This window comes from Streptomyces sp. NPDC030798, assembly GCF_055572275.1.
The window spans coordinates 53,004-77,246 of sequence record NZ_JBVIDR010000003.1 but is presented as its reverse complement, the minus strand read 5'-3'; the positions used below and the strand labels follow the sequence as shown (position 1 = coordinate 77,246).

At 73.1% G+C, this 24,243-nt stretch carries 19 protein-coding genes and 1 pseudogene; 11 read left to right on the top strand and 9 right to left on the bottom strand.

Annotated elements, in window-relative coordinates; translation table 11 throughout:
* Positions 1-16 precede the first annotated feature (16 nt).
* A complete protein-coding gene (locus tag ACZ404_RS08645; RefSeq protein WP_468437339.1) occupies positions 17-1,087 on the top strand; it encodes a YihY/virulence factor BrkB family protein in 1,071 nt (356 codons plus the stop codon).
* A gap of 28 nt (positions 1,088-1,115) precedes the next feature.
* Here ACZ404_RS08645 and ACZ404_RS08640 read toward each other — a convergent pair whose 3' ends face one another.
* Positions 1,116-2,342, bottom strand: a complete 1,227-nt coding sequence (locus ACZ404_RS08640; protein WP_468437337.1) for a cytochrome P450 — start codon at positions 2,340-2,342, stop codon at positions 1,116-1,118.
* 214 nt (positions 2,343-2,556) lie between these two features.
* Here ACZ404_RS08640 and ACZ404_RS08635 point away from each other — a divergent pair, with 214 nt between their 5' ends.
* Positions 2,557-3,918: a tannase/feruloyl esterase family alpha/beta hydrolase gene (locus ACZ404_RS08635; protein ID WP_468437335.1), complete on the top strand. Its 1,362-nt coding sequence runs from the start codon at positions 2,557-2,559 to the stop codon at positions 3,916-3,918.
* On the opposite strand, the gene ACZ404_RS08630 is transcribed toward ACZ404_RS08635, so the two are convergent.
* On the bottom strand, positions 3,896-5,482 hold the full coding sequence (locus ACZ404_RS08630) for a glycerol-3-phosphate dehydrogenase/oxidase (RefSeq protein WP_468437333.1): 1,587 nt from the start codon (positions 5,480-5,482) through the stop codon (positions 3,896-3,898). The two genes, ACZ404_RS08635 and ACZ404_RS08630, sit on opposite strands and share 23 nt — an antisense overlap.
* On the bottom strand, positions 5,479-6,078 hold the full coding sequence (locus ACZ404_RS08625) for a TetR/AcrR family transcriptional regulator (RefSeq protein ID WP_468437332.1): 600 nt from the start codon (positions 6,076-6,078) through the stop codon (positions 5,479-5,481). The genes ACZ404_RS08630 and ACZ404_RS08625 overlap by 4 nt, the downstream gene beginning before the upstream one ends.
* 83 nt (positions 6,079-6,161) lie before the next feature.
* Here ACZ404_RS08625 and ACZ404_RS08620 point away from each other — a divergent pair, with 83 nt between their 5' ends.
* Positions 6,162-7,754: an FAD-binding oxidoreductase gene (locus tag ACZ404_RS08620; protein WP_468437330.1), complete on the top strand. Its 1,593-nt coding sequence runs from the start codon at positions 6,162-6,164 to the stop codon at positions 7,752-7,754.
* A gap of 33 nt (positions 7,755-7,787) precedes the next feature.
* On the top strand, positions 7,788-8,687 hold the full coding sequence (locus ACZ404_RS08615; protein WP_468437328.1) for a YegS/Rv2252/BmrU family lipid kinase: 900 nt from the start codon (positions 7,788-7,790) through the stop codon (positions 8,685-8,687).
* 15 nt (positions 8,688-8,702) lie between these two features.
* Here ACZ404_RS08615 and ACZ404_RS08610 read toward each other — a convergent pair whose 3' ends face one another.
* Entirely contained in the window at positions 8,703-8,927 is a 225-nt protein-coding gene (locus tag ACZ404_RS08610; protein ID WP_468437326.1) for a hypothetical protein, read from the bottom strand.
* A 475-nt stretch (positions 8,928-9,402) separates the two neighbouring features.
* Between ACZ404_RS08610 and ACZ404_RS08605 the strand changes: the two genes are divergently transcribed.
* Positions 9,403-9,891 carry an MSMEG_6728 family protein gene (locus ACZ404_RS08605; RefSeq protein WP_468437324.1) on the top strand — a complete coding sequence of 163 codons (489 nt, stop codon included), beginning with the start codon at positions 9,403-9,405 and terminating at the stop codon, positions 9,889-9,891.
* A gap of 41 nt (positions 9,892-9,932) precedes the next feature.
* A complete protein-coding gene (locus ACZ404_RS08600) occupies positions 9,933-10,787 on the top strand; it encodes an oxygenase MpaB family protein (RefSeq protein ID WP_468437323.1) in 855 nt (284 codons plus the stop codon).
* Positions 10,788-10,794: 7 nt separating this feature from the next.
* Here ACZ404_RS08600 and ACZ404_RS08595 read toward each other — a convergent pair whose 3' ends face one another.
* Both ACZ404_RS08595 and ACZ404_RS08590 read right to left on the bottom strand, forming a co-directional pair.
* A complete protein-coding gene (locus ACZ404_RS08595) occupies positions 10,795-11,574 on the bottom strand; it encodes a DUF1206 domain-containing protein (protein ID WP_468437321.1) in 780 nt (259 codons plus the stop codon).
* Between the two features lie 128 nt (positions 11,575-11,702).
* Complete coding sequence (locus ACZ404_RS08590) at positions 11,703-12,116, bottom strand: SRPBCC family protein (RefSeq protein ID WP_468437319.1); 414 nt, start codon at positions 12,114-12,116, stop codon at positions 11,703-11,705.
* Between the two features lie 644 nt (positions 12,117-12,760).
* On the opposite strand from ACZ404_RS08590, the pseudogene ACZ404_RS08585 reads away from it, so the two are divergent.
* From ACZ404_RS08585 to ACZ404_RS08570, 4 genes and pseudogenes are all read left to right on the top strand, one after another.
* Positions 12,761-13,156 (top strand): annotated as a pseudogene (locus ACZ404_RS08585) (peroxidase family protein); the annotation flags it as partial.
* A 13-nt stretch (positions 13,157-13,169) separates the two neighbouring features.
* The gene (locus ACZ404_RS08580) at positions 13,170-14,543 is read left to right on the top strand and encodes a hypothetical protein (protein WP_468437316.1); all 1,374 of its coding nucleotides are present in this window, start codon (positions 13,170-13,172) and stop codon (positions 14,541-14,543) included.
* Positions 14,544-14,587: 44 nt separating this feature from the next.
* Complete coding sequence (locus ACZ404_RS08575) at positions 14,588-16,312, top strand: thiamine pyrophosphate-binding protein (RefSeq protein WP_468437315.1); 1,725 nt, start codon at positions 14,588-14,590, stop codon at positions 16,310-16,312.
* Positions 16,313-16,323: 11 nt separating this feature from the next.
* Positions 16,324-18,033, top strand: a complete 1,710-nt coding sequence (locus ACZ404_RS08570) for a thiamine pyrophosphate-binding protein (protein WP_468437313.1) — start codon at positions 16,324-16,326, stop codon at positions 18,031-18,033.
* Here ACZ404_RS08570 and ACZ404_RS08565 read toward each other — a convergent pair.
* Positions 17,964-18,530 carry a hypothetical protein gene (locus ACZ404_RS08565; RefSeq protein WP_468437311.1) on the bottom strand — a complete coding sequence of 189 codons (567 nt, stop codon included), beginning with the start codon at positions 18,528-18,530 and terminating at the stop codon, positions 17,964-17,966. The genes ACZ404_RS08570 and ACZ404_RS08565 overlap by 70 nt on opposite strands.
* Positions 18,531-19,063: 533 nt before the next feature.
* On the opposite strand from ACZ404_RS08565, the gene ACZ404_RS08560 reads away from it, so the two are divergent.
* Complete coding sequence (locus ACZ404_RS08560; protein WP_468437309.1) at positions 19,064-20,764, top strand: LCP family protein; 1,701 nt, start codon at positions 19,064-19,066, stop codon at positions 20,762-20,764.
* A 26-nt stretch (positions 20,765-20,790) separates the two neighbouring features.
* Here the strand turns inward: ACZ404_RS08560 and ACZ404_RS08555 are convergent, their stop codons facing one another.
* Both ACZ404_RS08555 and ACZ404_RS08550 read right to left on the bottom strand, forming a co-directional pair.
* Positions 20,791-23,274: an ATP-binding protein gene (locus ACZ404_RS08555; protein ID WP_468437307.1), complete on the bottom strand. Its 2,484-nt coding sequence runs from the start codon at positions 23,272-23,274 to the stop codon at positions 20,791-20,793.
* A 113-nt stretch (positions 23,275-23,387) separates the two neighbouring features.
* Positions 23,388-24,167, bottom strand: coding sequence for an intradiol ring-cleavage dioxygenase (locus tag ACZ404_RS08550; RefSeq protein WP_468437305.1), 780 nt, complete (start codon positions 24,165-24,167; stop codon positions 23,388-23,390).
* Positions 24,168-24,243: the final 76 nt, after the last annotated feature.

Genomic DNA, 24,243 nt, shown 5'->3' with positions numbered 1-24,243 from the left:
GGGTTACCCGACGGACATGGCGAAGTTGCATCTTCCGGGGCACGGAAGCAGACACGGCAGCGACGAGACCCCCGCGCGCGAGGTACCGGCGCCGCACGAGACCGGGCCCGGCCCCGAGGTCGAGCGGCGCGCCCCCGAGACGCCGGCCAAGCTGCCGAAGCGGGCCTGGGGCGATGTCCTGAAGGGTTCGCTGCGCGAGTTCAAGGACGACGACCTGACCGACCGCGCCGCCGCGCTGACCTACTACGGCGTGCTGGCCCTCTTCCCCGCGCTGCTGGTGCTGATCTCCCTGCTGGGCATCACCGGCAAGGCCGCCACGGACACGGTGCTGAACAACCTCAAGAAGCTCACGCCCGGCCCCGCCCGCGACATCCTCACGCGCGCGGTGGAGCAACTGCAGGGTCACGCGGGCACCGGCTCGGTCATGGCGGTCGTCGGCATCGTGGTCGCGATCTGGTCGGCCTCCGGCTATGTGGCCGCCTTCATCCGCGCCGCCAACGCCGTCTACGACGTCCCCGAGGGCCGGCCGATCTGGAAGATCCTCCCCGTGCGTCTCGGCGTCACGGTCGTCCTGATGGTGCTCGCGGTGATCAGTTCGCTGATCGTGGTGTTCACCGGCGGCCTCGCCCGTCACGTCGGCCAGGCGCTCGGCATCGGCGACACCGCGCTGACGGCCTGGTCGATCGCCAAGTGGCCGGTCCTGGTCCTCCTCGTCACGGTGATGATCGCGATCCTGTACTGGGCGACCCCCAACGCCAAGGTGAAGGGCTTCCGCTGGATCACCCCGGGGAGCCTCCTGGCACTGTTCATCTGGCTGGTCGCCTCCGCCGGGTTCGCGTTGTACGTCGCCGGTTTCGCCTCGTACAACAAGACCTACGGCGCCATGGCCGGCGTCATCGTCTTCCTGGTCTGGCTGTGGATCAGCAACCTGGCGATCCTGCTGGGCCTGGAGTTCGACGCGGAGACCGTACGCCAGCGGGCGATCGCCGGCGGCTATCCGCCGGACGCGGAGCCCTACGTCGAACCGCGGGACACCCGCGCCTGGGACGAGGACGACGTCCGCCGCCTCGGCGACGGCGACGCGTGACCGGCCGGGGAGAGGGCCGCTGCCGCCGCTACCAGGTGACCGGCAGCGTGCGCGGCCCCCGGATGAGGCCCTCGCGCTGGAACTCGACGTCCTCGGCGGGCACTGCGAGCCGGACGCCGGGGAAGCGGTCCAGCACCGCCTTGATCATCACCTCGGCCTCCATCCGGGCCATGAGGGCCGCCAGGCAGAAGTGCGGTCCGTGCCCGAAGGCCAGATGCGCGGCCCCGTCCCGGCCGAGGTCCAGGACGTCCGGCTCCGGGAAGACCTCGGGATCGCGGTTGGCGGCGACGTAGGCGTTGTAGACGACCTCGCCCCTGCGGATGAGCCTGCCGCCGACCTCCACGTCCTCGGTGGCGATGCGCGGAATGCCGACCCCGTTGCGGTGCGGGACGAACCGGTACAGCTCCTCCACCGCCCGGGTCAGCAGCTCCGGCTCCCGGCGCAGCCGCGCGAGCTGCTCCGGGTGGGTCAGCAGCGCGTACATCATGGAGCCGCTGTTGTTGCGTACGGCGTGACCGCCGCTGACGTAGACGGCCATGGCGAGCGAGACCGCCTCGTCGTCGGTGATCTCGCCGGCGGCGGCCGCCTGTGCCAGGACTCCGGCGAGGTCCTCCCCGGGCTCCTCGCGGCGGCGCCGCAGCAGGTCCACGACCCGGCCGCGGGTCGCCGCGCGCGCCGACTGGTTGCGCTCACCGCCGGCCGGGGCCTTGGAAAGCAGCGCCTCGGAGTTCCCGGCCCAGTCGCGCCAGTCGTCCTCGTCCGCGCCGAGGAACATGCACACCACGGCGATCGGGAACGGCGTGTGCAGATGCTCCATCAGATCGGCCGGGGGGCCGGCCCGCTCCATGCCGTCGAGCATCCCGTGGGCGGTGCGCTCCGCCGGCACCCGCAGCCGCTCCATGCTCCGCGCGGTGAACGCCCGGGCGACCACTCTGCGCAGCCAGGTGTGCCGGGGCGGGTCGATGTACTGCAGGCCCGCGGTCTGGGAGGCCACCGCCTGCGGCGCCATGCTGGTCACCGGCCGCCCGACGACCTGCTCCCGGGAGAAGCGGGGGTCGGAGGTGACGAAGCGGACGTCCTCGTAGCGGGTGACCAGCCAGGCGTGCCCGGAGCCGTACGGCAGCGTGATCCGGGTGACCGGTTCCTCCCGCAGCACCTCGTCCAGGAAGGGGTCGGGATCCAGGGCGGGCAGGTCGTCGACCGGCCAGGGCCGCACCCGGGGAGCGCGCGACGCGGACGCGGGGTCTGAGGTCATGACGCATCACTCCTGGCTCTCCCGGGTCACGCTCTGTCCTGGCTGTGGATCTCTCTGCAGGGTGCCGCAGGCACCCGCCACCCGCACGCCGGGAACCCCGCGCGCACCGCCGTCCGGACCAGGACCACATGTGCCTGGCCACCACCGGAGACGCTGCCGTAGTGTGCGCACCGCCCATGGCCCGGTCGGTGCGCCGTCGCCAACCATGACCCGCATGCGCCCCAGTCGACGAACCACACTCCTGTCCGCCGCCCTGCTCGCCGTCGCGGCGGCCACTCCCGCCACCGAGGCCCGGGCCGACGGCGGCCGGGCCGCGCGGCGCCGGATCACCGTGCCCGGCGCCGTACGACAGCGGCTCTCCCGCCACGCGGACCTGACGACCAGCGCCCTCACCGGCACGCCCTACAGCGACCCCGCCGACTGGGCGGGACTCGCCGCACGCGGCACCCACAACCCCTCCGGCGTGCCCGGCGCGCAGATCGACGGCTGCTTCCGCGACTCCTCCCACCTGAACACCGCGCACGGATGGCACCACGACGCCCAGTTCGTCCTCCGGCTGCCCGACGACTGGAACGGCAAGCTGGTCGTCACCGGCGCCCCCGGCGTGCGCAGGCAGTACGCGATGGACACCCTCGTCTCCGACTGGGTGCTGGCCCAGGGCTACGCGTTCGCCGCCACCGACAAGGGCAACACCGGCCCGGACTTCTACACCGACGGCCGCCGCCCCGGCGACGCCCTCGCCGAGTGGAACCGGCGCACCACCCAGCTGACCCGCGCCGCCAAGGCCGTCGTCGCCCAGTACTACGGACACGCCCCGCGCCGCACGTACATGACCGGGATCTCCAACAGCGGCTACCTCACCCGCTGGCAACTGGAGAACCACCCCGAGCTGTACGACGGCGGGGTCGACTGGGAGGGCCCGCTGTGGCGGCCCGACGGCCCCCACCTGCTGACCTTCCTGCCCGTCGCGGTCGCCCGGCAGCTCGGCAGGGCGAGTGACGAGGACATGTACGCGGCCGGCTTCGCGCGGGGCTCGGAGTTCCTGTGGCCGTACCACGAGAAGGCGTACTGGGGCCTGACCCAGAAGACCTACCGCGCGGCTCTGGACCCCGGCTACGACCGGGACTGCCCGGGCGCCTCGGCCGGTACGACGCCGGAGGAGATCTTCGCGCCCTGCCCCTCCGACGCCGCGTACGACTACGCGGCACGGCCCCGCGCGGTCCATGACGCCGTCGCCCGGATCTCGCTCACCGGCCGGATCGGCAAACCCATGATCACCCTGCACGGCACCCTGGACGCCCTGCTGCCCCTGCGCGTCCAGTCCGACGTCTACGCGCGGATGATCGCCGAGCGGGGCCGCTCGGGGCTGCACCGCTACTACCGGATCGAGGGCGGCACCCACGTCGACAGCCTCTACGACACCTACCCGGACCGGCTGCGGCCGATCCTGCCCTGCTACCGGGCCGCCTTCACCGCGCTGACGGCCTGGGTGGAGCGGGGCGAGGAACCGCCGGCGAGCGGCACGGTCCCGCGCCCCGCCACGGGCGATCTGGTCAACTCCGGCTCTCTGACGTGACCTCGGCGGCCGCGCGCGCCAGCAGTTCCCCCGCCGCGGCGAGCGCCGCGGCGCGGTCCTCGGGCACGAGACCGATCCGGGTGCGCCGGTCCAGCAGGTCCGAGGCGTCCAGGGCGCCCTCGTGGCGGGCGGCCCACAGGAGTTCGGCCCGGGTGACCGGATGCCCCGGCACCACCGGTGCGGCCAGGGAGGGATCCCGCTGCGCCAGGGCGTGCACGGCGGGGGCCTCGGTGCCGTAGCGGCGGACCAGCCGGCGCGGTGCGGCCAGGGCACGCAGCCGGGCGGGGGCGGCGGCACCGGTCAGCGGCAGCGCGGCGGTGGGGGAGGGGGGCGCGGACAGCCCCCGGGCCCCGACCGCGGCGTCCACGGCGTCCTGCGCCATCCGCCGGTAGGTGGTGAGCTTGCCACCGACGACCGTGGTCACACCGTCGGGCGAGGTCAGCACGGCGTGCCGGCGGGAGATGTCGGCGGTGCGCGCCGGGCTGCCCTCCTCGGAGGTGTCCAGCAGCGGCCGCAGTCCGGCGAAGGCGCCGACGACCTCCTCCCGCTGCACCGGCGCGTCCAGGACGGAGCCGAGCACGTCCAGCAGGAAGCCGATGTCGGTCTCGGGCACCTCCGGCACGTCCGGGACCGGGCCCTCGACCGGCTCGTCGGTGAGGCCGACGTAGACCCGCCCGTCGCCCTGGGGCAGGACCAGCACGAAGCGGTTGGTCTCGCCCGGGATCGGGATGTGCAGCCCGGCCGGCAGGATGCCGAGCCGCTCCGAGCGCAGCACCAGGTGGGTGCCGCGGGAGGGACGGATCCGTATCCCGCCGGTCAGGTCACCGGCCCACACACCGGCCGCGTTGATCACGGCGCGGGCCCGTATCTCGCCCTCCTCGCCGGTGAGTTCGTCCCGGACGCGGGCGCCCCTGCCGGTCAGCTCCAGGACCCTGAGCCGGGTGAGCACCCGGGCGCCGTGCGCGGCGGCGGTCCGGGCGAGGGCGGTCACCAGGCGGGCGTCGTCGGTCACCTTGCCGTCCCAGGACAGCAGCCCGCCGCGCAGCCCGTCCGGGCGCACCGGGGGCGCCAGATGACGGGCCTCCGTGGCCGGCAGCCGGCGCGGTGCGGGCAGGGCCTGCCGCGGGGTCCGGGCGGCCAGCCGCAGCATGTCGCCGGCCCGGAACCCGGCCCAGGCCAGCGAGGCCTGCGCCCGCGACACCAGCGGGGTCAGCGGCAGGACGAACGGCTGCGCGGCCACCAGGTGCGGGGCGGTGCGGGTCATCAGCACCCCGCGCTCGACCGCGCTCTCGTGCGCGACGTCGAACTGCGCGGAGGCCAGGTAGCGCAGCCCGCCGTGGATCAGCTTCGAGCTCCAGCGGGAGGTGCCGAAGGCCAGGTCGTGGGCGTCCACGGCGACGACGTCCAGCCCCCGGGCGGCCGCGTCCAGGGCGGCGCCGGCGCCCGTCGCGCCGAGCCCGACGACCAGGACGTCGGCCACTCGGCCGTCCGTCGCCTCGGCCAGTTCCCGGATGCGCCGGCCCGCGCTGAGGGACGAGCCTCGTACGGCCTCGGTGTGGCTCATGGCGTCAGGGTCCTCTCCAGAAGGATGCGCAACTCGGCCAGCAGAGCGGCGGAGTCGAGGCCGGGATCGTCCTCGTCGGTCATCGTGCGCAGGGACAGGGCGAAGGACTGCACGATCAGCAGCAGCGCGCGGGCCTGCCGCTCGGTGTGGGCGACACGCACCGAGCCGTCCGCGTGGCCCTCGCGCAGCGCGTCGGCCAGCAGCGCCAGCAGCGCCTCCTGGCTCGCCCCGCGCCGGTCCAGGACGTAGGGCAGCAGCAGCTCGGGGTCGACGTCGACGATCTTCCGGAACAGCGGGTGCGCGCGGAACGCAGCCACCCCCGCCACCAGCCCCTCCACGATCCGGGCGCGGGTGTGCGTGCCCGCCGACGGCTCGGGTATCGCGTGGGTCGCCACGTCGATCCACTCACGGGTCATCAGGTCGCCGACCAGGGTGCGCAGGTCCGGCCAGCGTCGGTACAGCGTCATCCGGGAGACGCCGGCGCGGCGTGCCACGTCGGCGAGGGTGGTGCGGCGGACGCCGACGGCCAGCACGCAGTCGCGCACCGCGTCGAGCACATGATCGTTGTCCGAGCCGTTGTGACGAATAGGCGTCATGTGTCACAGTGTAACGCGCCGGGGCCGGGCGGACGACGCCGCCGCGCCAACCGAGCACACCGACCTGTGAGGACGACCCTTCGATGGACATGCTGTGGAACGGCTGGGGCGACCCGGCCAAGGCCGCCCCGCTGCCCGACGCGGTGACCGGACTGCTGCGCGACCTGCTCGGCGTCAAGCCCAGCCCGGCACCCGCGCCCGCCCTGGAGGAGCTCCGCCTGCCCGAGCCCACCGCCGAACCCGCCGCGCTGCGCGCCCTGGCGCGGGCCGTCGGCGGCGAGGAACACGTCCGCACGGACGCGGAGAGCCGCATCCGGCACACCCGCGGCAAGTCCACGCCCGACCTGCTCCGACTGCGCGCCGGCGACCTCACCGACGTCCCGCAGGCCGTGGTCCTGCCCGCCTCCCACGACGACGTCCTCGCCGTGCTGAAGGCCTGCGCCGCACACGGCCTGGCCGTCGTCCCCTTCGGCGGCGGCACCTCGGTGGTCGGCGGACTCGCCCCCCGGCGCAGTTCCTTCGTCGCCCTCGACCTGCGCCGCATGAACGGCCTGCTCGATCTGGACCCCGTCTCCCGCACCGCCGTCCTCCAGCCCGGCCTGCGCGCCCCCGAGGCCGAAGCCCTGCTGGCCGAGCACGGCTTCACCCTCGGCCACTTCCCGCAGTCCTTCGAGTGGGCCACCATCGGCGGCTTCGCCGCCGCCCGTTCCAGCGGCCAGGCCTCCGCCGGCTACGGCCGCTTCGACGACATGGTCCTCGGCCTCACCCTCGCCACGCCCGAGGGCACCCTCGAGGCGGGCCGCGCCCCGCGCTCCGCCGCCGGACCCGACCTGCGCCAGCTCGTCCTCGGCTCCGAGGGTGCCTTCGGCGTGATCACCTCCGTCACGGTGCGGATCCGCCCGCTGCCCGAGGTGCGCGTCTACGAAGGCTGGCGCTTCGCCTCCTTCGAGGAGGGAGCCACGGCCCTGCGCCGCCTCGCCCAGGACGGGCCCCGCCCGACCGTGCTGCGCCTGTCCGACGAGACCGAGACCCTCATCGGCCTCGCCCAGCCCGACGCCATCGGGGCGGGAGCGGCGCGGAGCGACGCCGGATGCCTCGCCATCACCGGCTACGAGGGCACCGCCGAGGACACCGCACACCGCCGCGAACAGGCCGCGGCCGTCCTCGCCGCCTGCGGCGGCACCCCGCTCGGCGCCGAACCGGGCGAGCGCTGGGCGCACGGCCGCTACTCCGCGCCCTACCTGCGCGACGCCCTGCTCGACGCCGGGGCCTTCGCGGAGACACTGGAGACGGCGGCCTTCTGGTCCGCCGTCCCCGGCCTCTACACCGGCGTGCGCACCGCCCTCACCGACACCCTCACCCGGGCCGGGACCCCACCCCTGGTGATGTGCCACATCTCGCACGTGTACGAGAACGGCGCCTCGCTCTACTTCACCGTCGTCAGCGCCCAGGGCGACGACCCGGTCGCCCACTGGGCACCCGCCAAGCACGCCGCCAACGACGCCGTCCTCGCCGCCGGCGGCACCATCACCCACCACCACGGCGTGGGCACCGACCACCGCGACTGGTACGTCCGGGAGGCCGGACCGCTCGGCGTGGCCGCCCTGCGCGCCGTCAAACGGCGCCTGGACCCCGAGGAGATCCTCAACCCCGGCGTCCTGCTCCCCACCGACTGACCCCACCGGACCGCTTGCCCCGGAGGCACACCGATGCGACAGTTCACCGCCGTCGTCAACCCCACCGCGGGCGACTCGACCGGGGCGGCGGCGCTGCTCCACGTGGCCCGCCTGCTCCGCGAGGCCGGGGCCGGGCTGGAGACGGAGTACAGCCACAGCCTCGCCCACGCCCAGGAGATCGCCCGGAGCGCCGGTGAGCGCGGCCGGGTGGTCCTCGCGGTCGGCGGTGACGGCATGGCCGGCGGTATCGGCGGAGCGCTCAGCGGCACCGGCAGCGTCCTCGGGCTCGTCCCCGCCGGCCGGGGCAACGACTTCGCCCGGGCCCTCGGCCTGCCCCGCGACCCCGCCGCGCTCGCCGAGGTCCTGCTGCACGCCGAGCCCCGGCCCGTCGACACCATCGAGGTGGAGTCGGCCGTCCACCACCGCACCGTCGTCCTGGGCAGTGTGTACGCGGGCGTCGACGCGCTGGCCAACCGGTACGCGAACGACGCCCGGCTGCTGCGCGGCGCCGCCTCCTACTACGCGGGCGGCCTGCGCGCGGTGAGCCGGTGGCGGCCGGCCGACTACCGGGTCACGGTCGACGGCGAGGAGCACCCGCACCGCGGCTACACGGTCGTCGCCGCCAACTCGCCCTACTACGGCTCCGGCCGCCTCATCGCCCCCGGCGCGCGGGTCGACGACGGTCTGCTCGACGTCGTCCTGATCCGCGAGGCGCCGCGCCGGCTGTTCTTCGCCCTGATGAACGAGCTGAAGACCGGCGCCCACCTGCGCCGCCCCGAGGTCCGGGTGCTGCGCGGCAGGGAACTGCGCATCGAGGCGACGCGGCCCGTCCCGTACGGCGCCGACGGCGAGGTCGAGGCCACCTTGCCGGTGACCCTGCGGGTGCGGCCCGCCGACCTGCCCGTGCTGTACCGGCCGGACGCCGGCGCCTGAGGCTGCCCTCCGGGGTCAGGTCCGGGTCTCGGCCTCCCAGCGGTCGGGCCCCACGCCGCGCCAGTCGATGAGCGGCGAGTCGGCCACGTCCTCCGGCTCGATCTCCAGGCCGGCCCGGCGCAGGAACTCGACGAGGTCCCGCACGCTGTGCGCGAGGCCGAGGATCTCGCCGTCCACCCGCACCCGGCGCCCGCCCGTCGGGGACGGCAGGTGCACGATCACGGGGCGCTTCCCGGTCATGGCTCCAGCATCGGCCGGAACGGCGGCCCCCGCACCCGGGACGCCCGAATCACCCCGGTGGCACACGGCGATACCCGCCCGGCACACGCCGCCCGCACGGCACGCGGCGACACGGCACTCCGCACCGGCTCCCGCACGGCACGCGGCGACACGGCACTCCGCACCGGCTCCCGCACGGCACGCGGCGACACGGCACTCTGCACCGGCTCCCGGAGGGTACGTGGCGGCAACGGCACTCTGCACCGGCTCCCGGAGGGTACGTGGCGGCAACGGCACTCTGCACCGGCTCCCGGGCGGTACGTGGCGGCAACGGCACTCTGCACCGGCTCCCGGACGGTACGTGGCGGCAACGGCACCCCGGCACCGGCTCCCGGACGGCACGCGGCACGGGGTTCGGCCCCTGCCGCCCGGGCACTCGGCCAGGACGACCGACCCCGCCCGGACGGTGACGCCGCGAGGCACCAGGAGGGCCGTCATGCAGACATTCCTGCCCGACCCCGACTTCCGCCGGTCGGCCCTGCTGCTCGACCGCCGGCGCCTGGGCAAACAGCGGGTCGAGGCGCTCCAAATCCTGCGCGGCCTGACCGTACCGGGATACGGCTGGCGCCGGCATCCGGCCGTACGCATGTGGACCGGGTACGAGGAGGCCCTCGTCCGCTACGGGCTGGAGATCTGCCGGGTCTGGCGGGAGCAGGGACACCAGGACAGCTGCGCCGCCTCCCTCGTCGCCGGACTGGCCGGAGTCCGCCCGGGCGTTCCCGTGCGCGACCAGCAGGCCCTCGCGGCCGCCGGGGAACTGCCGCCCTGGCTCGGCGACGAGGCCTTCCACCGCAGCCACCGGTCGGCGCTCGTCCGCAAGGACCGGGACACCTACGCCCAGGCCTTCCCGGGCACACCCGACGACCTGCCCTATGTGTGGCCGCGGTCCGACCGGGAAGGAGAGGAGGTGCCCGCCCGCCGCTGAGTGGCGGTGGCGGCGGGCGGGGCAAGAGACGGGAGAGGCCCGTGCTGCCGGACGTACGCGCCCAACTGGGCGCGCTGCTCTTCCGCCGGGTGGCCGGCCCGGACGGGCGCGCCACCCGCGCGCGCATCCACGACACACCGGGCCCCCGCTGGTTCGCGCCCGGCCGCCCCATCCGCCTCGTGCACGGCGACGCCGCGATGTTCGCCGGCGGAGTGAGCGCCCTCCTGCTGCAGTCCCTGCACCCCCTGGCCATGGCCGCAGTGGACGCACACTCCGGCTACCGCGGCGACCCCTGGGGGCGGCTCCAGCGCACCAGCGCCTTCCTGGCGGTGACCACCTACGGGACGGCGGACGACGCGCAGGCCGCCGTGGACCGGGTCCGGGGCATCCACGCGAAGGTCCGCGGCACCACACGGGACGGCGAGCCGTACTTCGCCGCCGACCCCTACCTGCTCGGCTGGGTCCACGCGGCCGAGACGGAGTGCTTCCTGCGGGCTCACCAGCGCTACGGCGCCCACCCGCTGGACCCGGCCGGCTACGACGCCTACGTCGCCGACACCGCGCGCGTCGCCGAGGCCCTGGGCGTCACCGATCCACCGCGCGACCGGCGTGCCTTGACCGACCGGCTGGAGGCCTACCGGCCCGAGCTCCGCGTGACCCCGGAAGCCCGGGCCGCGGCCCGCTTCCTGCTCCTCGACCCTCCGCTGCCCCTGCCCGTCCGTCCCCTGTACGGCACCCTGGCCGCTTCCGCCGTGACCCTGCTGCCCTCCTGGGCCCGGACGCTGCTGCGGCTGCCCCGCGTCCCCCTCGTCGAGGACCTCACGGTGCGCCCGGCCGGTCACCTGCTCACCCGGACCATCCGCTGGGCCATGTCCCCGCCCCCGCACACCAGCTGACGGGGCGTCACAGCCTGCGCCAGCGGGCCTCGCACCACGAGAAGACGCCGAACGCCGCCAGGCCGAGCGCGATCGCGGCGAGCAGCCAGGGCCCGGCCGGCAGGTCCCGGAACGCGCGCAGCGTGTCGTCCATGCCCTTGGCCCGGCCCGGCTGGTGCCGGACGGCCGCCACCAGGGCGAACACCCCGGCGACTGCGAACACGACCCCGCGGGCCGTGCCGCCGGTGACCCCGAAGACATCGGTGACCTTCCGGGCCCTCGGGGACATGTCCTCGATCCGCAGGTGCTTGCGGAACCTCGTGCGCACGGCCCGGACCGCGATCCACAGCCCGGCGACCACCACGGCCGCACCGGCGACGCCGACGATCCACTGCCCGCCCGGCTGCCCCAGGACCGTCGCGGTCACATCGTCGGTACGCCGGTCGGAGGAGCCACTGCCGCTGCCCTTGTCCCCGGCCGCGTACGAGAGCACCGACCAGGACACGACGGCGTAGAACACGAACCGGGCGGCGGCCATGGCCCGTTTGGACGGCGCGCCCCCGTCCGTGCCGGCGCCGCCGAGCGCGGCCTGCGACAGCCGCCACAGCGCCATGCCGGCGAGCGCGACGCCGACGATCCACAGCATCGCCGACCCGAACGGCCGCCGGGCCAGTTCGCTCAGTGCCCCGCCGCGGTCGGCCTGCCGGCCGTCGCCGTCGCCGCCGAAGGCGATCTGCAGGGCGATGACCCCCACCAGAAGATAGATCAGTCCCCGGGCGGCGAAGCCCGCGCGCGCCGCCGCGGCCATCGCCGTACTGTCGGCCGCCCGACGGGCCCGGCCCCGCCCCCGCACTGCCCATGCTTGTGCATTCATACTTCAGCCGATGCCCCCGGACTTCGGCCCGACACCTGCCGTGCGGCGCCGAGCCCCGGACGTCAGCCGGCCGCGTTGTCGACCCGCATCCGCACCTGCTCCTCCAGCCGCTGCAGACTGCGGTCGAGGGCGTCGCACACCTGCTGCTCGCCCGGGTCGTGGCTGTCGTCGAAGAAGGACAGGTGCACGGTCACCTCGCTGGCACCGCTGCCGATCCCCGCGACCTGCAGCCAGCCGGCGTAACCGCCCCGCTCACGGGTGCCCCACTCGAGCCGCATCTGGTCGTTCTCGGCCCGCAGCACGGCGGAGGTGTCCTCGTCCCGGCGGTCCTCGTGCACGGTCACGGCGGGCGGGTCCTCGACCCGGACGTGCAGGGCGTCCGGCAGCCAGGCGTCGAGTTGGCCGACGTTGGCCGCCTGATCGAAGACGTGTTCGGGCTGTGCGGGCATCGTGCGGGAACGCTCGTACTCGGACATCGCGACACCGCCCCTCGGTCGGAATCAGTACCTCGACCGCGTGCCCCTTTTCGCGCCCGCCGAAAAGCCCGGCCGAAAAGCCCTGCCGCGCAGCCCGACCGCACGGCCCGGGGCCGCTCAGCGGTCGTGGGAGAGCTCCAGCACCGCCGCAGCCGCGGTCGACCAGAGCTCGGGGGTGCGGAGGATGACCCCCGACGACGAGGCGCAGCCGACCAAGTGGACGTTCAGCGTCGGGGACCCCGGATTCGAGGCCGATCTCACGATCTCCCTGACCGTCGACAGATGACCGGCTCGGCATCCCCCATATGCTCCGCTCCACGCGACAGCGCCTCCGGTGTCCGCGAGTGTTGCGGACATGCGCGAGAACCAGCAGTACGAGCGGTACACCGGCGGCAGTCCGGAGGCCGAGCGTCTGATCTTCGAGCGGCTCGCAGCCGACCTGCTGGGCGTGCAGCTGAAGGCGAAGAAGCGCAGCGGCTCCGCCGCCCTCCAGCGGACGTTCCACGTCAAGGCGGTCCTCGGCGTGGCGAACGCCCGGCTGAGGTTCCACGACGACCTGCCCGCCGAACTGACCTCGGGTTTCGCGAGACCCGGAGCCGAGTATCCGGTCACGGTCCGGCTGTCCAACGCCGGCGGCGTCCGCCAAGCCGCGCATCCGGCGGTTCGAGGACCTCTCCTCCGACCCGGAGACGGTCGCCCGGCTGAAGGACGTGTACCGCTCGGTCGACGAGATCGACACCATGGTGGGGCTCTTCGCCGAGAACCCGCCCACCGGCTTCGGATTCAGCGACACCGCCTTCCGCGTCTTCATCCTGATGGCCAGCCGCCGTCTGCAGAGCGACCGCTTCCTCACCGTCGACTTCAGGCCCGAGGTCTACACCCCGCTGGGCATGGACTGGATCGACCGCAGTGGCATGGCGAGCGTTAGCCGGCGGCACTGCCCCGAGCTGGCGAGCCTCCTGCCGCGCACGGCCATCGCGTTCGCACCGTGGCGTGCCGTCCAGCCTGTGCGCAATCACGGCGACGCGTACCACGACTGATCGGAAGAAGGACATGTCGGTACAGCAGCGAGCCACGCACACCGGCCTCGAAGACCTCCTGGCCCGGCCCCTGTGGGAGAGCGTCTTCCGGCGGCGCACCCACCGGGTCAGCAGGGGCGCGTCCGTCGCGGCCAGGTCGATGAGCTATGACTCCCCCCACCGGCCGCAGCCCCTGGGCGAGCTGGAGGAAGCCGTGCTCATCGCCCTCACCGGCTGCTCCGGCCTCAGCATGCCCGACCGGCCCTTCGAGGACCCGCGCGACCACAAGCCCATCATGTCCAAGCCGAACCTGAACATGGTGGGACGTACGGCGGGCAGCCCCGACAACGCCCAGGGCACCCACTTCTTCATGATCAACGACAGCGGGACTTACTACCTGAGGAAGCTGCCCCCGTCGCCCAGGGCGGGATTCGACCCCGACACACTGCTCGAACGGGCCGGCCGGGCGAAGGTGAAGGTGCTGGACCGCCGCCTGGACGTGACCGAGGGCATGCGCGACTTCCCCGCCTACCTCGACTCCAACCGCTTCCTGTCCAACCTCGCGGGCACCACGGTCTTCCTGCCGGTCGTCGACCTCTCCCACCAGTACATCAACGCGCTGATGTACCTGCTGACCCAGCCCGACGGAGCCCGGCCCACCTTCGTCGACGACCGTAACTTCTACCGCCCGGCCGGGGTGCGCAAGTGGGTGCGCAACGGCTTCCTCAACCCCGACCTCAAGCTGCCGCTCGGCGCCCTGGGGCCGATGCGCACCCAGGTGGAAGCCGACCTGCTGCTGCAGAACATGATGCTGGTCGCCGACGCCATGGGACTCGGCGCCTGGATCCACGCGTCGATCAACCCTCAGATCATGCTGGGCGACCCGAAGTTCTCCCGCACCTACGGCCGCATGCTCGGCTTCGACTTCGTCACCCCGCGCTTCAAGCCCGCCGACCTCCTGCGCTGGCAGGTGCCGCTGCCGAAGTACGCGCCCCTGCGCGCCCACCCGGTGGGACTGCGGGCCGCCGACGAACACCTCATCAAAGGTGCCTGCCCGCCCAACTACCCTTCGATGGAGGCCGCCGTAGACGCGGTGGTGCAGAGCAAGTTCGGCAAGGGCGGCATCTACGAGGACAAGGACGTCTTCAGCCGCATCTACAAGGACGGGTACGCGACCCGCTACCTCGAAGAGGCGGGCGAGTACGACCCGCGGGTGATCGACTGCGCACGCGACGTCTGCGTGTACATCCACACCACCCACGGGCGCTTCCCGGCCCACACCGACGCCATCCACGTGCCCGGCATCTGGCTGCAGACGCACCACGTCGAAACCGAGTACTACGAGCGGTTCTTCCGGAACGGCCTGACCGACGCCCACCGCTCCCACGCCGCGCGCTGGAAGGAGTAGCCGACCCACCTGGGACCGGGAAGCACGCAACCGAAGGAAGCGCCATGCAGGTGTACGAAGCCATCGTCAAGGGGTTGGAGAGCGCGGGTGTCGACACCGCGTTCGGCGGCAACGGCGAGAACATAGCCAGTCTGGCCCTGGCACTGGAGAAGTCGCGGAAGATCCGGCCGATCATGACCCGGCACGAACAGGCCGCCTCGTTCATGGCGTGCGGCTACGCCATGTACACGGGTCGGCTCGGGGTCTGCTTTGCCACCGTCGGTCCCGGCGCGTTCAACCTCTTCTCCGGCCTCGCCGTCGCCCTGTCCGACTCCTACCCGGTGCTGGCCCTCACCGGTTTCGTCTCCCTCGACTGGCGCGGCCACGGCGCGGTGAACGACACGTCGGGGCGGGGCCGCACCCCCGACTCGCAGACGATGTTCGCCGCGACGACCAAGAAGTCCTTCCTGCTCACGGACATCGCCGCCACGTGCGACGTCCTCGATGAGGCCGTGAACACCGCCCTCGAGGGCCGGCCCGGCCCGGTGCACATCCACGTCCCGCAGAACCTCACCCACCGCGGCACGACCGTGGACAACTACCACGACGTCAGGCTGGACGTGGCGCCCGTGCGGCCCGATCCGGAGCGGGTCCAGACCATCGCCGGAGTGCTGGCCGACGCCCTGCGGGAGGGGCGCCGGATCGTCCTCCTGGCCGGCTTCGGCACGATCCGCAGTCACGCCGAGGCGGCGGTGCAGCGCTTCGTCGAGCGTTTCCAGATCCCCGTCGTCACCACGCTGGACGGCAAGGGCGTGATCCCTGAGACCCACCCGCTCGCCGCCGGGGTGTTCTCGGAGAGCGGCCACGCGAGTGCCTGGAAGGCGTTCCGTGAGGCTGACGTGGTCCTGGCCATCGGCAACTCGCTCAACCAGCACGCGACGTTCGGCCTGCGCGAGGACCTGTTCGACGGCAAAACGCTCATCCAGGTCAACATCGACGCAGGCGAAATGGGCAAACACTACCGGCCCGCTCACGCCCTCGTCTCCGACGCGCGTCTTGCGGTCGAGGCGCTCGGCGCGGCACTGGAGCAGAAGTCCGCTCCGGCCGGCCCCGTGCAGGTGCTCGGCCGGGACCACGAGACCCGGCACGTCCCCCACCTTCCCGGGGCGATCCATCCGGGGCGGCTGGCGCAGGCGATCGGCCGCATGCTGCCGGAGGACGCCGTGCTCCTCGCCGACGCCGGTGCCCACCTCGCCTGGCTTGGCTACTACGTCGACCTGGAGCAGGGCCAGAACTTCCGCAAGACGGGCACCTTCGGACCCATGTCCGCGCACGTGAACGGCGCGATCGGGGTGAAGCTCGCCCAGCCCCACCGGACCGTCGTCGTCGGATGCGGTGACGGCTGCTACTCGATGGCCGGCTTCGAGCTGATGACCGCCGTGGAGAACGACGTCCCGGTGATCTGGGTCATCTTCAACGATGACGAGTACAAGCTGGTCAAGCTCTACCAGCTCGCGACCTATGGGGAATCGGGGCTGGTGGAATTCAGGAACCCGGACTTCGCGATGTACGCGAAGGCCTGCGGTGCCGACGGCTACCACGTGGAGACGCTCGACGAGTTCGAGGCCGCGTTCCGGGCCGCCCTCACCTCGAACAGACCGACCGTGATCGACGTCAAGATCACCCGATGGGCGCTGCCCCACTACAGCACATCACCGGAAGGCGTCGTTCCCGGCATGTGGGAGGCGCTCGAGGACCGGCTCCGCCAGGGCGGACGGTCCGCGCGATGAGGGAGAAACCGATGAGAGTCTACGAGGCCATCGTCAAGGGGCTGGAAGGCGTCGGCGTGCGGGCCGCGTTCGGCGGCGCGGGGGAGAACGCCGCAGGTCTGATGCTGGCGCTGAAGCATTCCCGGCAGATCCGGCCGATCATCGCGCGGCACGAGCAGGCAGCGTCCTTCATGGCCTGCGGCTATGCCATGTACACCAACCGGCTGGGCTTCTGCTTCGCGACCGCCGGGCCCGGCGCGTTCAACCTGTTCTCCGGGCTGGCAGTGGCGATGTCCGACTCCTACCCGGTCCTCGCCGTCTCCGGGTACGCGTCACGGGAGTGGCAGGGATGGGGGTCGCTCAACGAAACGTCGGGCCTGAACCGCACGCCCGACTCCCGGGCGATGTTCGCAGCCACCACCAAGAAGTCCTTCCTGCTCACCGATGCCAACGACACCTGCGACGTCCTCGAGGAAGCGGTCAACATCGCCTTCGAGGGCCGGCCCGGGCCCGTGCACATCCACGTCCCCGAGGACCTCACCCACCATGGTGTCGAGGTCACGAACTTCCGGCCGGTCCGGCTCGACGTCGCCCCGGTCCTGCCCGACCCGGCGCGCGTGGACGAGATCGCGTCGGTGCTGGCCGACGCCCTGGCCCAGCGGAAACGGATCGTGGCCCTTGCCGGCTTCGGCGCGATCCGCAGCGGGGCGGGACCGCAGGTCAAGCGACTGATCGAGCGGTTCCAGATCCCCTTGCTCACCACGCTGGACGGCAAGGGCATCGTGTCCGAGCGACATCCGCTCGCCGTGGGCGTCTTCGCGGACAGCGGCCACTCCAGTGCCTGGAAGGCCTTCCGCGAGGCCGACATTGTGCTGTGCATCGGGAACTCCCTCAACCAGCACGCGACGTTCAACTACCGCGAGGACCTGTTCAAGGACAAGCTCCTCATCCACGTGAACATCTCCGAGACGGAGTTCCACAAGGCGTACCCGCCCGATCACGCGCTGCTGAGCGACGCCCGCCCGGCGGTGGAGGCCCTCGCCGACGCACTGGAGAAGAAGGTGCCCGGCGATGTGCCGGCGGCCGACGTCAAAAGCCGGGACTACGAAGCCCGGCACATCACCCACCTCACCGGGAAGATCCACCCCGGTCAGCTCGCGCAGTCGATTGGCCGGATGCTGCCGCCGCACGCCGTCCTCCTCGCGGACGCGGGGGCCCATCTGGCCTGGCTCGGCTACTACGTCGAGCTGGAGGAGGGACAGAACTTCCGCAAGGCCGGCTCCTTCGGGCCGATGGCCGGGCACGTCAACGGCGCCATCGGCCTGAAGGTCGCGCACCCGGAACGGACCGTCGTCGTCGGCTGCGGCGACGGCTGCTACTCCCTGGCCGGGTTCGAGCTGATGACTGCCGTCGAGAACGACATCCCCGTCATCTGGGTCATCTTCGACGACGAGGAGTTCAAGCTGATCAAGCTCTTCCAGCTCGCCACCTACCGGGAGAGTGCCCTGGTCGAGTTCCAGAACCCGGACTTCGCGGCGTACGCGCGCGCGTGCGGCGCCGACGGCTACCGCGTGGAGACACTCGACGAGTTCGAGGATGCCTTCCGCACGGCCCTCGCCTCCGGCCGGCCCACCGTCATCGACGCAAGGATCACCCGCTGGGCCGTCCCCCACTACAGCCCCTCACCCGACGGCGTGATCGACGCCCTCGTGGAAGCCGTTGAAAAACGCCTCCGCGACTGATCGACTGCACCCGACACCGGTCTCACCCAGGCCCCCGGCCGGTACCGGCGCACCGTCCGCCAGATGCCGGGCAAGCAGCCGCGGGCCATGGCGGGGGCGGTAACGACGATTTCCAGATGCATCTTCTCGGCGACTTCGGTGTAGGCGCCGATCTGGTCGGTGAGGTTGCGGGTGACGAAGTCGGCTGCTTCCAGCACGCTGGCGGTCTCGCGGTCGGTGCGCAGCTGGTGGAGGTGTTCTTCGATGGCGGGCAGGTAGGACGGGTCGGGGCGATAGAAGCCGCAGCCGGCGCACCGGAAGCGCAGCGGGCAGCTCTTCCCGCCGGCCTTGATGTTGGTCGGCTCAGTGCAGTTGCCGTAGGGCACGGCGACGGATCGAGCCTGGTAGGCGGTCGTCGAGGCCATGGGCGCGGGTTTCCCGGAGCGGTCGACGACCTGCAGACGCATGGTGGCCACGGCGGCGCGTTTGCGCTCCAGGGAGACCTTGTAATGGCCCATGGCGGTGTCGGGAAGACGCCCGCGGTGTCATAGAGCAGCAGCGGGGCGCCGTCGCGATCGAGGTTCCCGGAGTGCACCCCTCGAGCCGAGGCCCTCAGGCGCTCGGCCCGCGCAGGTGATCGGCGCCGAACGCAGCCCGGATGCCGGCGCGGTGAGGATGACGTGGACCGGCCGCTTCGCGGGGCGCGGGATCGCCGGTCGCAGGAGCGCTCCCATGATGCCGTGGCCCCAAGCCCGCCGACTGGACGGGCGACAGCGAGGGGAACCCCTGGTGCGGCGCGCTCACGGACCAGGAACGGGTCCCGCCGGCCACCGCTTCCGTTGCATCCGCAGACGCCGACAAGGTGCCATGAGATCCCTCACCTGTGAATTTGCCCAGGACCTGTGCTGTTTCGGCCATCGGTTTGTTAGATTGCGCAACTACGCAATCCAGGTGGAGCACGTGCCGCACTGCCTGCACGTACACCGCCTCGCAGGCCGGCCGGACCCCCGACGGCCGGTCTGCCGAGCCCGACCGTTCATGGGAGTGGGAGATGAGCGACCCGTGGGACGGCCCGGGCGGCCAGGCCACACGCAGCCGCACCGCCGGGGTGCCCGAACAGCGCACGGCCGAGCCTGACACGATACGTCCCGCGGGTGGCCGGGCCGCGGCCCGGCAGGCGGCCCGCTCGCGCCACGGCAAGGGGGCGCGCCGGGCCAGGCCGGTACGGCGCGGCAGGCGGGCGCTGAAGATCATCGGAGTGGGGCTGTCCGGCGCGATCGTCGTCACCGCCGGCGCCGGCTGGTGGTTCTACCAGCACCTCAACGGCAACATCCACAGCGTCTCGCTCGAGGGCAAGGGTGGTACCGAGAAGGCCGACGCCTTCGGGCGCACCCCGATCAACATCCTGGTCATGGGCTCGGACGGCCGCACCAGCAAAGCCGACTGCAAACTCGGTGGCGGCTGCTCGCAGACCGGCGTGCAGACCGGCAGCAACGCGGACGTGCAGATGGTGGTCCACATATCCGCCGACCGCTCCAACGCCACCGTGATGAGCATCCCGCGCGACACCATGACCGAGGTCCCGGCCTGCAAGGACCCCACCACCGGCAAAACCACCGCCGGCTACTACGGCCAGATCAACAGCGCCCTGCAGTACGGCCCCGCCTGCCAGGTGGCCACCGTCCACCAGCTCACCGGCATCCCCATCGACCACTTCGTCAAGCTGGACTTCTCCGGCGTGGTCAAGATGTCCGACGCGGTCGGCGGCGTCTCCGTGTGCGTCAGCAACGACGTGTACGACACCTACTCGCACCTGAAGCTGTCCAAGGGCACCCACACCCTCAAGGGGGTCGCGGCCCTGGAGTTCGTCCGGTCCCGGCACGGCTTCGGCGACGGCAGCGACCTCGGCCGCACCGTCTCCCAGCACATCTTCCTCAGCGCGATGATCCGCAAGTTCAAGAGCGCCGGCACCCTCACCGACCCCACCGCGGTCTACCACCTCGCCGACGCCGCCACCAAGGCGCTCACCGTCGACGACGGGCTCGGCACCGTCAAGAAGCTGATCGGGCTCGCCGCGGACGTGAACAAGGTCCCGGCGAACCGGATCACCTTCGCCACCATGCAGACCGCCGCCGACCCCGCCGACAAGAACCGGGTCGTCGTGGGCCAGGGCGCGAAGACGCTCTTCGCCACCATCGTCAAGGACCAATCCCTGACCACCGGCTCCGGCAAGAAGTCCGCCGCGGCCTCCGCGACCGCGAAGGCCACCGCCTCGGCCGTGCCGGCGTCCCGGATCGCCGTGACCGTCGAGAACGGCACCGGCATCACCGGCCGCGCCTCCAGCGTCGCCGGCGCGCTGACCGACCAGGGCTTCAGCTCCGGCACGACGACGGCCAACGCACCGAGCCCCGCGGCGACCACCACTCTCACCTACGGCACCGGCCAGAAGGCCGAGGCCAAGACCGTCGCCAAGGCTCTGGGCCTGCCCGGCTCGCACCTGAAGCAGGGCACCGGCAGCGGACTGACCCTGGTGGTCGGCAGCGACTGGCCGAGCGGCACCGGCTACCCCGGCGGCGCCTCCTCGCCCGCCGACACCAAGACCGCGGTGGGCGGCGCCCACGCCCAGACCGCCGACCAGGCCAAGGCCTGCGCCCAGGTCAGCCCGTACCGGACGGTCGAGCTGGGCGGCGTCTCGATGACCCCCACCGAGGCCTACGCCGAGGCCCGGAACAAGCCCGATTCCGACGACTGAGAGCCTGCCCCGGGCAGCGCCCGACCTCATCGCGGGGAGCCGTGCCCGCCCCCGGCCCGCGCGGCCACCCACAAGGCGATGTGCGTGCGGGAGCGAAGTCCCAGCTTGTCGCGGACCTTGTCCAGATGCGTCGCCACCGTGTGCACCGACAGCCCGAGCCGGTCCGCGATACCGCGGTTGGTCAGCCCCTCCGCGACGAGTTCCGCCACCATGAACTCCCGGGCGGTCAGCCCGGACAGAGGCAGTGGGCCCGCCGCCGGCCGGTGGTCGTCACCGCTGCGCGCGCGCAGGGCGTAGGCGACGAGCCGCTCCCCGCGCAGCCCGCGGGCGCCGACGACGGCCGCCTCCCTCGCGGCAGCCGGCAGCCGCGTCCTGGCCCGGGCCGCCGCCTGCTCCATCCTGTCCCGCCACGGAGCCTCGGGCTCGGTGTCCAGCCTGCGCCGTTCCGCGGCACTCGCCTCGTACAACCGCAGTGCCCGCTGCGGGTCGCCGCTCTCGGCGGCCACGAGCGCCAGGCCCTCGACGGGATACAGCGCGTGGAAACTCGACCCCGGCGCGATCCGCAGCACCTCGGCGAACAGCGCCTCGGCACCCGCCGGTTGCCCCAGAGCCAGCCGTACGGCACCCGCGGTGTGCAGCGCTGCCGCGATCCGCGGCCAGGGCGCATGTTCCCTGAGCACCGGCAGGCACCGTGCCATGAGCGCGTCCGCCTCGAGGGCCGCACCCGCCTGGAGCAGCGCCCAGGCGAGGTGATGCGTGCACCACGCCGTGTCCTGCGGCCTGCCGAGCGCGCCGACGACGTCCAGGCACGCCCGCAGATCCGCGACGGCTTCGGTGAACTCGCCGCGGCACAGCCGCGCCGCCGCCCGGGCGTCGAGGGCGTTGGCGAGTCCGGCGGCGTCGTGCCGCGACCGTTCCCGCCGCACCGCCAGCTCGCCCAGGCGCAGTGCTGCCGTCAGGTCGCCCTGCTGGCAGGCCACGCGCGCGGCGAGCGCCGGCACCTCTGCGCCGAGCGCGCCGCCGCCGTCCGGCAGAAGTCCGCTCAGCAGGGAACGGGCGGCCGACGGCTGCTCCTGTTGATAGTGCACCCGGGCCAGTTCCAGGGTCAGCCGGGTCCGCACGGCGTCCTCGTGGCCGGCGGTGGCGGCCAGGACCGAGGCGAGATTGTCCCGTTCCGCCGCGAGCGGGCTGCAGCCCTGGTCGGCGAAGACGTCCTCGCGGGCCCGGTCGGCCGTCCCGGCCAGCCACGCGAGCGCCCGTCGCAGGGTGGCCGGCATCTCGCCGGATGCGCGCAGACGGTCCAGGGCGTAGCCGCGGATGGCGCTCAGCTGCCGGAACCGCGCGGGTGCCGTCTGTGTCGGCAGCCGTACGATCAAGGACTTCGCCTCCAGGGCGCACAGGATCCGGAGCACCTGTCCCGGTGCGACGGCTCCGCCCGCGCACACCGTGCGCGCCGCAGTCACGTCGAACCCGCCGACGAGGACCGCGAGCCGCCGGAAGACGGCCCGCTCGGACGGATCCAGCAGCCGGTGGCTCCAGTCCACGGCGGCGGCCAGTCCGCTGTGGCGGTGCGGCCCGCTCCTGCTGCCGTCGGTGAGCAGGTCCAGTTGCGACAGCCGGTCGTCCAGCCCGGCCAGGATGTCGTCCGGGGAAAGGGCGCCGACCTGGCGGGCCGCCAGCTCGACGGCCAGGGTCAGCCCGTCCAGCCGACGGCAGATCTCGGCCACCGTACGGCCGTTGCCGCGGTGGAGCGTGAACCCGGGCGAACGGTTCGCGGCCCGGTCGACGAACAGCCGGACCGCGTCCGCGCGCAGCAGAGCCGCCACCTCCTCCCCGGCGCCGGCCGGCGGCAGGGAGAGCTCGCCGACGCGGAACACCGTCTCTCCGGGCACCCGCAGGGGCTCCCGGCTGGTGGCCAGGATCCGTAACCCGGCGCAGCGGCTCAGCAAGGTGGCGGCCAGCCGGGCGCACGGCTCGGCCAGATGCTCGCAGTTGTCCAGGACCAGCAGCCGCCTGGCGTCACCGATCGCCCGGACCAGTACCTCGACGCCCGTTCGGCCCGCTCCTTCGCCCACGCCGAGCGCGGCGGCCACGGAGTGCGTCAGCACGGTACCGTCCCGCAGCGCGTCCAGCTCGACGAGGTCGACCCGTCCCGAGCGCTGCGGCCACCGCCGGGCGAACTCCAGCGCCAGCCGGGTCTTGCCCACCCCGCCCGCCCCGGTCAGCGTGAGCAGGCGCGAGCTGCGCACCAGGGCGCGCAGGCGGGTCAGGTCCTGCTGCCGGCCGACGAAGGAGTCCAGCGCGAGGGGCAGGGGGCGGGAAGCCGCCGTGGTGGCCGGCGCCGCTCCGCCCGCCCCCGGCTGCGGCAGGCCGTCGGCGTCCCGGCTCGCCTGCCGCTGCCGGAACGCCCGCTGTCTGCAGGCAGCGCAGCAGTACCGGGCCGGCCGACCGCCGTTCGGCCGCACGGTCAGCGCTGCGCCGCACACCTCACACGTCCGACTCCGGCTCATCCACGATTCCTGGCCGCGCGATCCCGGGGCGAAACCCGCGCCTTCCGCCGTGTGCCGCTCCGGCCGCGGCCGAGCGGTGGCCGGGCCCGCCGGACACCGCTCGGCAAGGTGCGTCAGGGCGTGGCGGCGGGGTGTATCCCGAGCACGACCGTACCGGTCACGCCCTTGCCGACGTCGCTGCCCGGCTGAGTGACGGTCAGCAGCGTGGAGGAACCGCCGTTGCGGTAGATGCCGTCCCGGGCGTTGAGCGTGCGGGAGGCCGTGTTGTTCCGGTACGGGGACAGGGCGGCGATCTTGGTGTTGTACGTCTCCGGGAAGTAGAGCTGGCCCGTGTGGGACACGTGGCCCCCGTGGTACGTCCCGTTGGAGACGGTGCCGCCCGCGTGCGTCTTGACGTGGATGTGGAGGGCGCGGCCGACGTACCAGCCGGGGTAGACGGTGGTGAACTCGGCGACGCCGGAGGCGTCGGTGAGCTGCACCCCGCGCAGGAAGGTCGTGTCGGGGGTGGAGCCGCCGGCGACATAGCCGGAGTAGACGCCGAGCGCGTCGCAGTGCCAGATGTCGACGGCGGTGCCGGGCAGCGGGGCACAGGTCGTGGCGTCCACGACCGTCACCCGCAGGGTCAGCGGAACGCCGGCCTTCCCCTCGGTGATGTCCTTGCGGACCGTCTCCAGGTCCAGGTAGTAGGGCCCCTCGGTCTGTTCGGGTGTCAGGACACAGGCCGCCGCCGGCCCGACGGCGGGCCCGGCGACGGGGTGTGCCCCGGGGGCGGCGGTCGCCTGCGTGGCGGCGAGCCCCAGCGCGGCCACGCCGAGGGTGGCGCCGCCGAGGGCGGCGATGGCGGACCGGCGGGTGGGGCCGGCCGGTGCGTTGTCGTGGGAGGCGTCAGTCATGCTCCGACGATGACGCGCGGCGCGGCCCCTCGCATCGGCCGGACGACCCACCGGCCGGACGCGTGACGAAACCTCC